General features: G+C 70.7%; 11 protein-coding genes and 2 tRNA genes. 6 read left to right on the top strand and 7 right to left on the bottom strand.

Annotated elements, in window-relative coordinates:
- Positions 1–136 precede the first annotated feature (136 nt).
- Together ndk and QOZ89_RS41400 are read right to left on the bottom strand one after the other, a co-directional pair.
- Positions 137–550, bottom strand: coding sequence for a nucleoside-diphosphate kinase (gene ndk, locus QOZ89_RS41395; RefSeq protein WP_083418554.1), 414 nt, complete (start codon positions 548–550; stop codon positions 137–139).
- Positions 551–1,110: 560 nt separating this feature from the next.
- Entirely contained in the window at positions 1,111–2,487 is a 1,377-nt protein-coding gene (locus QOZ89_RS41400; RefSeq protein WP_083418553.1) for a bifunctional folylpolyglutamate synthase/dihydrofolate synthase, read from the bottom strand.
- 115 nt (positions 2,488–2,602) lie between these two features.
- Between QOZ89_RS41400 and QOZ89_RS41405 the strand changes: the two genes are divergently transcribed.
- Positions 2,603–2,743 carry a hypothetical protein gene (locus QOZ89_RS41405; protein WP_198543222.1) on the top strand — a complete coding sequence of 47 codons (141 nt, stop codon included), beginning with the start codon at positions 2,603–2,605 and terminating at the stop codon, positions 2,741–2,743.
- Here the strand turns inward: QOZ89_RS41405 and clpX are convergent.
- From clpX to QOZ89_RS41430, 5 genes are all read right to left on the bottom strand, one after another.
- Positions 2,740–4,029 carry an ATP-dependent Clp protease ATP-binding subunit ClpX gene (clpX, locus tag QOZ89_RS41410; protein WP_071048606.1) on the bottom strand — a complete coding sequence of 430 codons (1,290 nt, stop codon included), beginning with the start codon at positions 4,027–4,029 and terminating at the stop codon, positions 2,740–2,742. The two genes, QOZ89_RS41405 and clpX, sit on opposite strands and share 4 nt — an antisense overlap.
- A 506-nt stretch (positions 4,030–4,535) precedes the next feature.
- On the bottom strand, positions 4,536–5,168 hold the full coding sequence (locus QOZ89_RS41415; RefSeq protein ID WP_071048605.1) for an ATP-dependent Clp protease proteolytic subunit: 633 nt from the start codon (positions 5,166–5,168) through the stop codon (positions 4,536–4,538).
- A gap of 51 nt (positions 5,169–5,219) precedes the next feature.
- Entirely contained in the window at positions 5,220–5,861 is a 642-nt protein-coding gene (locus QOZ89_RS41420) for an ATP-dependent Clp protease proteolytic subunit (RefSeq protein WP_071048604.1), read from the bottom strand.
- A 461-nt stretch (positions 5,862–6,322) separates the two neighbouring features.
- Positions 6,323–7,735 (bottom strand): trigger factor, encoded by a 1,413-nt coding sequence (gene tig / locus QOZ89_RS41425; protein ID WP_312629643.1) that lies wholly within the window; start codon positions 7,733–7,735, stop codon positions 6,323–6,325.
- Between the two features lie 259 nt (positions 7,736–7,994).
- Positions 7,995–8,067: transfer RNA gene (locus QOZ89_RS41430), tRNA-Pro, on the bottom strand.
- Between the two features lie 186 nt (positions 8,068–8,253).
- Between QOZ89_RS41430 and QOZ89_RS41435 the strand changes: the two genes are divergently transcribed.
- The 5 genes from QOZ89_RS41435 (at position 8,254) to QOZ89_RS41455 (ending at position 14,000) form a co-directional block, all read left to right on the top strand.
- Positions 8,254–8,324: transfer RNA gene (locus QOZ89_RS41435), tRNA-Gly, on the top strand.
- 545 nt (positions 8,325–8,869) lie between these two features.
- Positions 8,870–9,616, top strand: coding sequence for a 4'-phosphopantetheinyl transferase family protein (locus tag QOZ89_RS41440; protein ID WP_083418552.1), 747 nt, complete (start codon positions 8,870–8,872; stop codon positions 9,614–9,616).
- Positions 9,613–11,568 (top strand): class I SAM-dependent methyltransferase, encoded by a 1,956-nt coding sequence (locus tag QOZ89_RS41445; RefSeq protein ID WP_312629647.1) that lies wholly within the window; start codon positions 9,613–9,615, stop codon positions 11,566–11,568. The genes QOZ89_RS41440 and QOZ89_RS41445 overlap by 4 nt, the downstream gene beginning before the upstream one ends.
- Before the next feature lie 110 nt (positions 11,569–11,678).
- Entirely contained in the window at positions 11,679–13,676 is a 1,998-nt protein-coding gene (locus QOZ89_RS41450) for a class I SAM-dependent methyltransferase (protein ID WP_312629649.1), read from the top strand.
- A gap of 84 nt (positions 13,677–13,760) precedes the next feature.
- The gene (locus tag QOZ89_RS41455) at positions 13,761–14,000 is read left to right on the top strand and encodes a hypothetical protein (protein WP_071048873.1); all 240 of its coding nucleotides are present in this window, start codon (positions 13,761–13,763) and stop codon (positions 13,998–14,000) included.
- The last annotated feature ends 355 nt before the right edge of the window (positions 14,001–14,355 follow it).

Genomic DNA, 14,355 nt, shown 5'->3' on the forward strand with positions numbered 1-14,355 from the left:
CTCCCCTAACTCTGGTAACGCCCGGGGTTTTTGTACCCGGGGGGGGTTATGTAACCCACGGGGACCCCGACGTCCAGGAGCCGTGAGGTTCCGTCCTGGCACCATTTCGCCGGGAGACGCCCTCCCGGCGGGGCCGTCAGCTCAGGCCCGGGAAGAACAGGTCGATCTCCCGCTTGGCCGACTCGGGCGAGTCCGAGCCGTGGACGAGGTTCTGGCCGATCTCCAGCGCGTAGTCGCCACGGATCGAGCCGGGAACAGCCTTCACCGGGTCGGTGACGCCCATCAGGCCACGCACGCCCTCGATCGCGCGCGGGCCCTCGACGACCAGCGCGACCAGCGGGCCCGAGGTGATGAACTCGACCAGCTCACCGAAGAACGGCTTGCTCGCGTGCTCGCCGTAGTGCGTCTCCGCGACGGACTTCTCCAGCGTGCGCAGCTCGAGGGCGACCAGGCTGAGGCCCTTGCTCTCGAGACGGCTGATGATCTCCCCGACGAGGCCGCGGCTGACGCCGTCGGGCTTGACCAGGACGAGGGTGCGCTCGGCGGGCACTGGACTCCTCATTTCGCGTCATCGTTGACAGAGCGGACATAACGCACCGTGCCGGTCGCGTTGTGATCCGCACCGGAGCCGGAACCCCGGCACTCCCGGCCCAACCTACAGGGCGTTACGGCCGTCCATTTGGGGGGCGCCGGCGACATGACCTCTATCCGGCCGGCAGGCCGACCCCGAACCGGGTCCGCCTGACGGATCCGGTACGACCACGGCGGTTGAAAAGTAACGATCATCGGACCGCGGGCGATGAGGCGGCGGCCAACACAGGACTCATCGGGTCAGGCGACATGACCTCTATCCGGCCGGCAGGCCGACCCCGAACCGGGTCCGCCTGACGGATCCGGTACGACCACGGCGGTTGAAAAGTAACGATCATCGGACCGCGGGCGATGAGGCGGCGGCCAACACAGGACTCATCGGGTCAGGCGACATGACCTCTATCCGGCCGGCAGGCCGACCCCGAACCGGGTCCGCCTGACGGATCCGGTACGACCACGGTGGTTGAAAAGTAACGATCATCGGACCGCGGGCGATGAGGCGGCGGCCAACCACAGGATTCACCGGGTCAGGAGACGGCGTGCCTCGCCCACGGTGGTCAACGAGCCGGTCACGACGACGCCGCCACCGCCGAGCTCGGCATCCTCCTCCACCAGCCGCACGGCCGCCTCGATCGCGTCGTCGAGCCGCGGCGCGACCTCGACCCGGTCCGCCCCGAAGATCTCGACGGCGACCCCGGCCAGTTCGTCGGCCGGCAGCGCCCGCGGCGACGCGCTCTGCGTGATCACGATCGAGGTGAGCACCGGCTCCAGCACGGACAGCATGCCGTGCGCGTCCTTGTCGGAGAGCAGGCCGACCACGCCGACGACCAGGTCGAACGCGAACGCGTCTGTCAGCGCCTCGGCCAGCGACTGCGCGCCGGCCACGTTGTGGGCCCCGTCGAGCACGACGGTCGGCGAGCGGCGGACGACCTCGAGCCGTCCCGGCGAGGACGCGCTCGCGAACCCGGCCCGGACCGCCTCGACGTCCAGCGGCCCGGACCCACCACCGAGGAACGCCTCGACGGCGGCGAGCGCGCACGCGGCGTTGTGCGCCTGGTGCTCGCCATGCAGCGGCAGGAAGATCTCGTCGTAGACGCCACCAAGGCCGCGCAGCGTCAGCATCTGGCCACCTACGGCGACCTGCCGCCGGGCCACACCGAACTCCAGCCCCTCGAGGGCGAGCGTCGTACCCAGCTCGGCGGCGCGCTCGGCGAGCACCCGGGCCGCGCCCAGCGGCTGCGTGCCGAGCACGGCGAGACCGCCGGGGCGCAGGATGCCCGCCTTCTCGCCGGCGACCTCCTCGACGGTCGCGCCAAGCTCGCGGTGGTCGAGCGCGATCGGCGTCACCACCTGCACGACGCTGTCGACCACGTTGGTCGCGTCCCACGTGCCGCCCATCCCGACCTCGATGATGCCCACGTCCACCGGGGCGTCGGCGAACGCGGAGAAGGCCATGGCGGTCAACAGCTCGAAGAAGGTGACCCGCTCGGGGTGGCGGCCATCGACGATCTCGACGTAGGGCAGCACGTCGTCGAAGGCCCGCGCGAACACCTCCGGGCTGGCCGGCTGACCGTCGATGCTGATCCGCTCGGTGACGCTCTCCAGGTGCGGCGAGGTGTACCTGCCGGGGCGCAGCCCGAACGCCCGCATCACCGCGTCGATCATCCGAGCCGTCGATGTCTTGCCGTTCGTGCCGGTCAGGTGAACCACCGGGAACGAGCGCTCGGGATGGCCGAGCAGGTCGACCAGGTCGCGCATCCGCTCCAGGTCGGGGATCATCAGATGCGGGAACCGCCCGGCGAGCGCCTTCTCCACCCGCGACAGGTCATCGCCCGCCGCGCCCGCCGCGCCGCCCCGCGTGCTCGCCGGCCGACCGTCTCGCCCGTTGTCCACCACACATGAAGGTTATCGGGTACGGACACACCGCCCGCCGATCACCATGTGCAGCGCGGGGGTGACCGACACCACGGCGCGCCCGTTTCCTGTAGGTACGCGGCTAGCGTGAGCGGGCGTGGGTGAGTTCGAGAAGGCGATCGTCGCCGAGGTCGACGACGCAGGCGTCTGGAACGCCGAGGTCGCCGAGGTCTGGGACTCGTCCGACCGCCTGGTCGCCCAGGGCCGCCAACTGGCCGGCTACCGCACCCCGCGCTAGGCCGACTTCTCCTGGCGGGTGTTGCGCTTGGCGGCGATGTCGCGCGGCACCAGGGTTGGGTTGACGTGCTCGAGCACGACCTCGCGGGTGACGACGACGCGGGCGACGTCCTTGCGGCTCGGGATGTCGTACATCACCGACATCAGCACCTCCTCCATGATCGCGCGCAGGCCGCGCGCTCCCGTGCCGCGCAGGATCGCCTGGTCGGCGATCGCCTCCAGCGCGTCGGAGGTGAAGTCGAGGTCGACGTTGTCCAGCTCGAAGAGCCGCTTGTACTGGCGGACGAGGGCGTTCTTCGGCTCGGTCAGGATGCGGATCAGCGCTTCCCGGTCCAGGTTCTGCACACTGGTGAGAACCGGCAGCCGGCCGATGAACTCGGGGATCATCCCGTACTTGAGCAGGTCCTCCGGCATGACGTCGCCGAAGACGTCGGCGGCGTCCGGGTCGTCCTTGCCATGCAGCACGGCGCGGAAGCCGAGCGACTTCTTGCCGATCCGAGACTCGATGATCCGGTCAAGCCCCGCGAACGCGCCGCCGACGATGAACAGCACGTTCGTCGTGTCGATCTGGATGAACTCCTGGTGCGGGTGCTTGCGTCCGCCCTGCGGTGGCACGCTCGCCGTGGTGCCCTCGAGGATCTTCAGCAGCGCCTGCTGCACGCCCTCGCCGGAGACATCCCTGGTGATGCTCGGGTTCTCCGACTTACGAGCGATCTTGTCGACCTCGTCGATATAGATGATCCCGGTCTCGGCCTTTTTGACGTCGTAGTCGGCCGCCTGGATCAGTTTGAGCAGGATGTTCTCGACGTCCTCGCCGACGTAGCCGGCCTCGGTGAGGGCGGTGGCGTCAGCGATCGCGAACGGCACGTTGAGCATCCTGGCGAGCGTCTGCGCGAGCAGCGTCTTGCCGCAGCCGGTCGGCCCGAGCAGCAGGATGTTGCTCTTGGCCAGCTCGACGTCGCCCTTGCCCCCCTCGCCCTGGGCCGCGCCCCCGGCCTGAATCCGCTTGTAGTGGTTGTAGACCGCCACCGACAGCGTCTTCTTCGCGGTCTCCTGGCCCACGACATAGCCGTCGAGGAACTCGTAGATCTCCCGCGGCTTGGGCAGCTCATCCCACTTGAGCTCGGAGGACTCGGACAGCTCCTCCTCGATGATCTCGTTGCAGAGATCGATGCACTCGTCGCAGATGTAGACGCCGGGACCGGCGATGAGCTTCTTCACCTGCTTCTGCGACTTCCCGCAGAACGAACACTTCAGCAGGTCGCCGCCATCACCGATGCGTGCCACCGAGGACTCAGTCCCTTCGTCCAGACGATGGGTTCGCCTGCAGCTCGGGGGCGGCTGCCACCGCCCGGTCGTCGCGTGTCGAGTGAGCCACCGCTGTCTCCTGCGCTATCCGCGGCTCGGGGTCTCTCCCGGACCGAGGAAGCCGATCCGGAAGGTCCGCCACCGGCCAGCCCGCCAGCCGCCCCGGGCGGATCTTCCCATGCGCCCTCGTCAGCCGGCGGAGGTCAACCCGCCAGCCGCTTCGGGCCGTTGCGTCCAGCGCCCCCGTGACTGGCCAGTCGACCAGCCCGCCAGCCGGCTCAGGCACGGACACACGCCGCCCGCCGTGCCCGCCCCCAGCCGGTACTGCCACACCGTCTCCCGCTCCCGCGGCGGCCAACCTGCCTGCCGGCCCCCGCCGGCCCGCCGCGGGAGATTGTCCCGAGGGGGACGGTACCCCGCCACACCGTCCGGTGAGAGCCCTATCGCGCGGCTCATTCCCCTCAGCGTACGGCTGTCTGGCACCGTCAGCGGGCAGCCGCCAGACGAGACGACTTACGGGTCTTGATCACCTCGTCGATCAGGCCGTACTCCTTGGCCTCCTCGGAGGAGAGAATCTTGTCGCGCTCGATGTCGCGGCGGATCTCCTCCTCCGGCTTGCCGGTGTGGTCGGCGAGCATCCTCTCCAGCAGCGCGCGCATCCGAAGGATCTCCTTCGCCTGGATCTCGATGTCGCTCGACTGGCCCTCACCCGAGCCGGACGGCTGGTGGATGAGGATGCGGCTGTTCTGCAGTGCGAACCGTTTCCCCGGAGTGCCGGCGGCCAGCAGCACGGCCGCGGCCGAGGCCGCCTGGCCCATGCAGATGGTCTGGATGTCCGGGCGGACGAACTGCATCGTGTCGTAGATCGCCGTCAGCGAGGTGAACGAGCCGCCGGGCGAGTTGATGTAGATCGAGATGTCGCGGTCCGGGTCCTCGGACTCGAGGAAGAGCAGCTGCGCCATGACGTCGTTGGCCGACACGTCGTCGATCTGGACACCGAGGAAGACGATCCGCTCCTTGAGCAGCTTCGAGTACGGGTCCATGCCGTACTCGCCGCGGGAGGTCTTCTCGATGATGTTCGGCAGCACGTAGCGGCCGGTCTGCTGGTAACGGGACATGATCGTGCCCTCCGAAGAAGCTCTGGCGCCAGGCCGTCAGAAATGCCGCGACTAGCTGTTCGCGTCGCTGGGCACCTGGCGGGCCTGCTGGACGACGTTGTCGACGAAGCCGTAGTCCTTCGCCTCCTCGGCCGTGAACCACCGGTCACGGTCGGAGTCTCGCTCGATCTGGTCGATCGGCTGACCGGTGTGGAAGGCGATGCGCTCCTGCATCGTCCGCTTGGTGTAGAGCATCTGCTCGGCCTGGATCGCGATGTCGGACGCGGTACCGCCGATGCCGCCGGACGGCTGGTGCATCATGATCCGCGCGTGCGGCAGCGAGTAGCGCTTGCCCGGCGCGCCGGCGCACAGCAGGAACTGGCCCATCGACGCCGCCAGGCCCAGCGCGACCGTCGCCACGTCGTTCTCGACGAACTGCATCGTGTCGTAGATCGCCATACCCGCGCTAACTGAGCCACCCGGCGAGTTGATGTACAGCGAGATGTCCTTGGTCGGGTCCTCGGCGTTGAGCAGCAGCAGCTGCGCGCAGATCTGGTTCGCGATGTTGTCCTCGACGACCGAGCCGAGGAAGATGATCCGTTCCCGCAGGAGACGGTTGTAGACCTGATCGTCGAACCCCGGGCTACCCTGGCCCGGCGACCGGAGACTCGGGCTACCCGGCACGGCCAGACTCGGCACTGCGAACTCACTCACGGTCGGCTCCTCGGCTTCCCTGCCCAGATCTGCAATACCCACGGGCGACAGCTTGACCGGCTCGACACTATCTGTGACCCGCGCCAGTTCCGGCCCATCCGGCTCGATGTTCGCGCTAGGCAGAGGGGCGGTCCCGTGGCCGAGGCGCGGAGCGCCTCGCCACCGGGCGCCGCCTGGTCGGGCGCTGGGCGCCCTCCCGCAGCTGGATCCGGATTCAGGCATATGACGAGGCTGCGCCGGGTCCCGGGTTGGTGAGGTGGCCGGTTTGGCACTTGCGCCGATGCGCCGTCACCAGTGGTGGTTGGGGACGCTTGTGGCTCACCAGGACGAGTCCAGGGCCCTCCACAGACGTGACACCTGGGCATGCATCTGGCCATCACGGCCGGATACGGCTCGGCCCCCGCGATGACTACCGCGGGGGCCGGCTTGGAAATGGTGGACCGCGAGCGGTCTAGCGGGACCTAGTGGTCGTGACCCTCGTGGTCATGGCCTTCGTGGTCATGGTCGTGGTCGTGACCTTCGTGGTCGTGGGCGTCGATGTCCAGCGGCTCTGGCTGCTCCGGGAGCTCCAGCGTGACGGGGCTGTCCTCGCCGTCGACGACGGTCGCGGTGCGCAGCAGGTGCAACAGCGCCTTGTTGCGCATGATGTCCGACATCAGCGCGGTCAGGCCCGCGCCGTTGCCGGACGCCAGCTGCTGCGCGTACTGCTCGGGCGCGATGCCCATCCGCTGCGAGAGCAGCACGATCTGCTCCATCAGCTCGCCCTGGTCGATCCCGATCGACTCGGTGCGCACCACCGTGTCCAGGATGAACTGGGACTTGATCGCCTTTGTCGCCGAGTCGCGGACCTGGTTGTCGAACTCCTCGGGCTCCTGGTCCAGCGTCTTGAGGTAGGTCTCCCGGTCGACGCCGAAGCGCTCCAGGTCATGACCGAGCCGGTGCTCCCGCGCCTCGATCTCGGTGGCCAGCACCGAGTCGGGCACCGGCACGTCGACGGTCTCGACCAGCTGCTCGAGCAGCCGCTCGCGCGCCTGGTTGACCTGCTCGAACTTGCGGGTGCTTTCGAGGCGCTCGCGCAGGTCGGCCTTCAGCTCGTCCAGCGTGTCGAACTCACTCGCGGTGGTCGCGAATTCGTCGTCGAGCGCCGGGAGCTCCTTCTCCTTGACGCCGCGCACAATCGCGGTGACCTGGGCGGTCTGGCCCTGCTTGTCACCGGCGAGCAGCTCGGTGTCGAACGTGCGGCTGTCGCCCTCGCCCGCGCCGATGATCGCGTCGTCGATGCCGTCGATGAGGTTACCGCTGCCGACCTCGTAGGACATGCCCGTCGCCGTGGCGTCCTCGACGGGCTCGTCGTCGACCGTCGCCGAGAGGTCCAGCGACACGTAGTCACCGGAGGCCACTGGCCGCTCGACCGGCGTGAGCACCGCGAACCGCTCCCGCATCGAGGTCAGCTGCGTGTCGACCTGCTCGTCGGTGACCTCGACCGTGTCGACCGTGACCTTGAGGCTATCGGTCTCCGGCAGCGTGACGTCCGGCCGGACGTCCACCTCGGCGGTGAAGACGATCGGGCTGCCTTCGGTGAACTCGGTGACGTCCACCTCCGGCCGTGACAGCACGTCAACGTCCTCGGCCTCGACCGCCTGCGAGTAGAAGCTCGGCAGGGCCTCCTGCAGCGCCTCGTCGAGGATCACCTCACGCCCGAGCCGCTGGTCCAGGATCCGCGGCGGCACCTTGCCCGGCCGGAACCCGGACACCCGGATCTGCCGGGACAACTTCTTGTACGTGGCATCCAGGGAGGGCTTCAGGTCGTCGAAGGGCACCTCGACGGTGAGTTTGACCCTGGTCGGGCTGAGTGACTCCTTGGTGGCCTTCACGGCGCGGATGTCTCCTGGTACGACGTCGGACGGGGGACGCGCCGAGATTACGCCTCACGGCGGCCCGAGGACCCCAGCCTGTCTCTCAGGAACCCGCCCATTCGTCGAGCGAGGCTCGGCGTTGGGGGCTGCCCTCAAGACCTGCCCCCTGGGTCGAGCGAAGCTCGACACCGGGGGGTCTGGGGGGTCGACCCCCCAGGCGATATCGCGGCCTCCGGGAAGCTACCCGAAAGGGTAGCGAACAGGACAAGCCAGCTCGTCGGGGCGGGGAGACTCGAACTCCCGATCTCCTGCACCCAAAGCAGGCGCGCTAGCCACTACGCTACGCCCCGAGGCGTTGCCCACCCATCCTACGGTGTGGATACACCTCGATCACGAGGCGGGTCCAAGATCCTGCCCAGCCCCGGTCAGCCACCCGCTCAACCGGGACCTCATGGTCATGCCGGCAAGGGGCCCTCGCGCCGCCCGCCACGCCGAAGACGTCATCTCCAGGGTAAGCTGACCACCACGATCACAACGCGGGTGTAGCTCAATGGCAGAGCCCCAGCCTTCCAAGCTGGCCATGCCGGTTCGATCCCGGTCACCCGCTCGCGGCGGCCGATGCTGCTTGATGCCCTTCGGGACATCTGCGCCCAGGCCCGTCATCTCGCCCCGAGGCCGAGCCCCGGACCCCACGTGGCCGATCAGCCCCAGACGGCCAATTCCGCCTGAATCCCGGGCAGCCTGCCGACCGGATCATTGGCGACCATCCGGCTGCTTGGCGCCCCTTCGGGGCACTTGGTCCCGGGCCATTTTTTGCCGCGGCCGGACTCCGGACCCCGCGCAACCAACCAGCCCCGGGCCGCCAATTCTGTCCGAGTCCCGGCGCCCTGCCCATCAGGTTCCTCCGGGGCCGAGCTCTGGAGCCCACGAGACCGTCTGGTCCTCCCATCGCCGCTCGCCTGGCTCCCCACCCCGAACGACCGGCCACGAAGGGCCGTGGGGCATCGTCGCTATGCGCCTGACGCACCCGCCGCCTCCGTGGGCTCGCCGCCGAGGCGCGTCGATCCGCGGGGAGCCTGTGCGTCACAACGGGGCCACACGACCGTGGGCGGCGGACGGGGAGCATCGGGGACGGATGGCAAGCTTCACGGTATGTCTGACGCGGGAGCGGGGGTGGCGGCGGGGCTGTTGGGCGGAGTGGTGCCGGAGGTTGCGGTCGCGGTGGAGATGTTCACCGACGAGACCGACGCCGAGCTGTTCCCGGCCGAGGAGGCGGTGCTCGCGCGGGCCGTTGAGAAACGGCGGCGCGAGTTCACCACCGGGCGGATATGCGCGCGCCGCGCGCTCGCGCGGCTGGGAGTCGAGCCGGCGCCGCTGCTGCCCGGGCCCAAGCGGGAGCCGCTGTGGCCAGCCGGCGTCGTCGGCAGCATCACCCACTGCGACGGGTACCGGGCCGCCGCCGTCGCCTGGTCGCGGCACCTCGTCTCCGTGGGGATCGACGCCGAGCCGAACGGCCCCACGCCGCAGGGCGTGCTGGAACGGATCTCCCTGCCGTCCGAGCGGGACTGGATCCGGGCGGTCAGCCCCCGCGCCCCCGACGTCAGCTGGGACCGGCTGCTGTTCTGCGCCAAGGAGTCCGTCTACAAGGCCTGGTTCCCGCTCGCCCAGGAGTGGCTGGGGTTCGAGGACGCCGAGATCACCCTCACGGACGGCGGTCCCGGCCAGCATGGCGCCGAGGGGGCGGGCAGGCGGACCGGAGGGTTCGTCGCGCGGCTGCTGGTCACGGGGCCGGTGTTGCCGGACGGGCAGCGGCTGACGACGCTGCGCGGGCGGTTCGTCGTCGGGCAAGGCCTGATCGTCACCGCGCTCGCGGTCGAGCCTGGCGGGGACGCGCCATGAGCCGGCGGCGCTGGCTGCCGATCGCCGTCCTCGCCGGAGTCGGGCTGAACACGGCGAGGCTGCGCCGGCGCCTGTCCGCACTACCAGTCACCGAGCCCTCCGACGACCCCGTCCACCACAACCACGTCTTCCTGCTCGCCGACGGCATCCACCTCGACGACGCCCAACAACGCGCCGCCAGCACCCACGCCACCCGCCACCACCTCGACGTCCTCGACCTCATCCCCGACAACCTCACCGCCGACCGAATACTCGACCTCGCCCGCATGCTCGACACCACCACCTACCAGAACAACCGGCTCGCCTGGGGCCGGGGCGCCCACCAGGCCCTGCTGATCAACCGGGAGATCCTCAGCCGCGCCGGCCTGCACCCAAGGGACGTCACCGAGATCGACCTCGTCACGGTCACCGAGACGCTCAAGCGGCACGCGCCGGTCACCACGGGAACGGCCGTACTCCCGGGGCTGCGCGCCATGCCTCGTACGGGGGCCCGCAGGCTCGACGTCCAGCGGGTGGCCTACCGCTGGAACCCGGTGGGCACGCTCGGCCCGACGGTGCGCGACCTGGCGCTCGTCGCCGGGGCGACGGCCTCGCCCGGCTGGACGCTCGCCGCCACCGCGGCAACCTGGCTACAACCCGCGCTCGTCGCCGCCGGCGGACCCCTCCACCTCACCGACCCACTCACATCCCCCCTCACCCGCCGCCGCGGCGCCGCCGAACTCCTCGCCGACCTCACCGGGCGCTCCGAAGTGTCGCCGGCAGTAGCGTCACAACGCTCCGGCACGGAGGTACTGCCAGGCCGCGACGACGCGATCTCCAGTCACGCCGCCGGCAACGCCGGCGCTGGTGGGGACGGGGCCCGCGGGCGGCTTGCGCGGTGGTGGGTCGCGCCGCCGAAGGCGTTCACGCCCGAGGCCGGGGCGCAGGCCGACGAGCTGCGCGCGGCCTACCGGGCCGAGCTCGCGGTTGGGGTGGAGCACTTCCTCGAGCCGGCGCGCTCCACCTGCCCCTGGTGCGGCGCCGCGCAGCTGCGCAAGGTCATCACCGGGTTCGACGCCACCCAGGCCAAGCCGGGCCGGTTCCGCTACGACCGTTGCTCCGAGTGCCGTCACGTCTTCCAGAACCCGCGGCTGACCCCGGAGGGGCTGGACTTCTACTACCGCGACTTCTACGACGGCCTCGGCGGCGAGCTCGCCGAGCTGGTAGCCGGCGCTGGTCCGGGTCCATACCTGGCTCGCGCCCGCGCCGTGCCGTCAGCCCCGCGCAACTGGCTGGACGTCGGCGCGGGCCTAGGACACTTCTGCCTCGTCGCCCGCGACGTCTGGCCCGAGACAGTCTTCGACGGCCTCGACATGGGCGACGGCATCGACGAAGCCGCCCGACGCGGCTGGATCGACACCGCACACCGCGGCCAATTCCCCGACCTCGCCCCAAAACTCGCCGGCCACTACGACGTCATCAGCATGTTCCACTACCTCGAACACACCCGCGACCCCCGCACCGAACTCGACGCCGCCACCACCGCCCTCACCCCCGGCGGCCACCTCCTCATCGAGATCCCCAACCCGGAGAGCCCCGCACTGCGGGTCTACGGGCCGCTCTCACCGAGCTGGATGGTCCCGCAGCACCAGCACCTGCCGCCCGCGGACAACCTCGCCGCCGCTCTCACCGAGCGCGGCTTCCAGGTCGAGAACATCGAGTTCGGCCAGACGCACCTGGCCGGCGACGGGATGTACGCCTGGTGGGCGCTGGTCCAACGGTTCGCGCCGTCGCCCGGCCTTCCGTGGCGTGACGACCCGCTGCCGGGCGCCAGCAGGGCCAAACGGGCAGCGGTCCTCGCGGCGCTCGCTCCGCTGTTCCCCGCCTTCGTCGCCGCCGACGCCGCCAGCCGCCCCTATCTCGTCCGCGGCACCCGCGCCAACGCCTACCGGATCCTGGCCCGGCTGCCCTGAACGAACCGGTCCGAGCCGGCCGAGCCGGGCCCGGACCAACCCGCGGGTCAGGCCCGACAGCCGGCCCGCGGGCGACATCACCGACAAGACACCAACCAGAAAGGGGCGCCGTGAGCCGCCGCTACTGGCTGCCCGTCACCGTGCTCGCTGCCGTCGGGCTGAACACGGCGAGGCTGCGCCGGCGCCTGTCCGCACTACCAGTCACCGAGCCCTCCGACGACCCCGTCCACCACAACCACGTCTTCCTGCTCGCCGACGGCATCCACCTCGACGACGCCCAACAACGCGCCGCCAGCACCCACGCCACCCGCCACCACCTCGACGTCCTCGACCTCATCCCCGACAACCTCACCGCCGACCGAATACTCGACCTCGCCCGCATGCTCGACACCACCACCTACCAGAACAACCGGCTGGCCCCCGGGCGGGGCGCCTACCAGGCGCTCCTCGTCGACCGCGACGTCCTCACGCGCGCCGGCCTGGACCTGAAGGACGTCACCGAGATCGACCTCGTCGCGGTCACCGAGACGCTCAAGCGGCACGCGCCGGTCACCACCGGGCTCGCGGTGCTCCCCGGCCTGCGGCCGGCGGCGCGGTCAGGCGCCGAGCGGTTCGCCGTACAGCGGGCGGTGTACGCCTGGGAGCCGACGGGCCTCGCCGCGCCGCTGGTGCGCGACGGGCTTCTCGCGATCGGGGCGACGGCCTCGCCCGGCTGGACGCTCGCCGCCACCGCGGCAACCTGGCTACAACCCGCGCTCGTCGCCGCCGGCGGACCCCTCCACCTCACCGACCCACTCACATCCCCCCTCACCCGCCGCCGCGGCGCCGCCGAACTCCTCGCCGACCTGACCGAATCCACCGGTGTACACGCGCGCCGCGCGGGCAGCGGCCTGGGTCGGACGCCCGGAGACACCGGAGACACCGGCTCCGCCGGGGCGACCGCCGTCGCTGTCGGCACCGGTCCCGTTGACGACGGCCAACCCGGCCACCACGGCGAGCTCGGCGAGCCCGGCGAGCCCGGCCGGCTCTCGCGGTGGCGGGTCTCGCTGCCCAGCCAGTACGCCGCCAGGGATCGCGCGCGGGCCACCGAAATCCGGGAGAGCTATCTCGCCGAGCTCGCGGAGGGCCTCGAACGGTTCCTCGAGCCGAGGCGCACGACCTGCCCCTGGTGCGACAGCTCCCGGCTGCGCCGGATGCTGGTCGGCGTCGACGCGATGCAGGTCAAGCCGGGCCGGTTCCGCTACGACCGTTGCTCCGAGTGCCGTCACGTCTTCCAGAACCCGCGGCTGACCCCGGAGGGGCTGGACTTCTACTACCGCGACTTCTACGACGGCCTCGGCGGCCCGGCGATGGAGTGGCTGCTCGGCTTCGGTCCCGGCGCCCACCCGGCGCGGGCGCGGTCCGTCCCCACGGCCCCACGGCGCTGGCTGGACGTCGGCGCGGGCCTAGGACACTTCTGCCTCGTCGCCCGCGACGTCTGGCCCGAGACAGTCTTCGACGGCCTCGACATGGGCGACGGCATCGACGAAGCCGCCCGACGCGGCTGGATCGACACCGCACACCGCGGCCAATTCCCCGACCTCGCCCCAAAACTCGCCGGCCACTACGACGTCATCAGCATGTTCCACTACCTCGAACACACCCGCGACCCCCGCACCGAACTCGACGCCGCCACCACCGCCCTCACCCCCGGCGGCCACCTCCTCATCGAAGTCCCCAACCCGGACAGCCCGGCGATGCGGGTCTACGGGCCGCTCGCGTCGGGGATGCTCATCCCCCAGCACCTGAACCTGCTCCCGGCCGACAACCTCGCCGCGGCGCTGACCGAGCGCGGACTGCGCGTCGAGGATGTCGCGTTCGGCGAGACCCATATCTCCGGAGACGCGCCGATGGCGTGGTGGGGCCTGTGCCAGCGGCTCGCCCCGTCACCGAGCCTGCCCTGGCGCGCCGACGCCCACCCGGGCCTGAGCAGGGCCAGGCGGGTGGCGACGTTCGCCGCGCTCGCTCCGCTGCTGCCCGCCGCCGCCCTCGCCGAGGCCGCGAGCCGTCCCTATCTGACCCGCGGCACCCGCGCCAACGCCTACCGGATCCTGGCCCGGCTCCCGTAGCCCGATCCCACAACCGCGACTACTCTCCGTAGCGACGAGCTCCCCCGCGAGCGGTGGGGCGTGGGCTGCGAAGGGAGCGCGACGATGGCCGTGTGCGAGGTCTGCTCGAACGACTACGAGATGAGCTTCGAGGTGCATGCGCAGGGCGCCGTGCACGTCTTCGACAGCTTCGAATGCGCGATCCACGCGATGAGCCCGGTCTGTGAGCACTGCGGCGTGAAGATCAGTGGTCATGGCGTGGAGGTGGACCGCCGGTTCTTCTGCTGCGCGCACTGCGCGCGGGCCGCCGGCGTCGGCCCGGAGCTGGTCCGCGACCACGCCTGACAGTGGCGGCGCCTGACAGTGGCGGCGCCTGACAGTGGCGGCGCCTGACAGTGGCGGCGCCTGACAGTGGCGGCATAGTCGAGCCCCGCACCGATCGGTCCGATCCCATGTCTGGGGAAAGCGCGACCGGTGGGAGGGGCACTGCGGCCTCCGCCGGCCCGGCTCCGGAATAATCGGACGGGACCGGAGGAGATCATCTGTGACGACGACGTCCACCGCGCAAGCCCAGGTACCCGCCGACGCGCTCCCCCAACGACCTGCTGACGCGGATTCCGGACCTCCCGGGCCCGCTTCGCCGGTTCAGGAGAGATCTGGGGGGGCCGCGGCGGCGACGGCGCGACCTGGCGCGGGCAGC

This window comes from Pseudofrankia coriaricola (genome assembly GCF_032027725.1).
Taxonomy (GTDB): domain Bacteria; phylum Actinomycetota; class Actinomycetes; order Frankiales; family Frankiaceae; genus Pseudofrankia.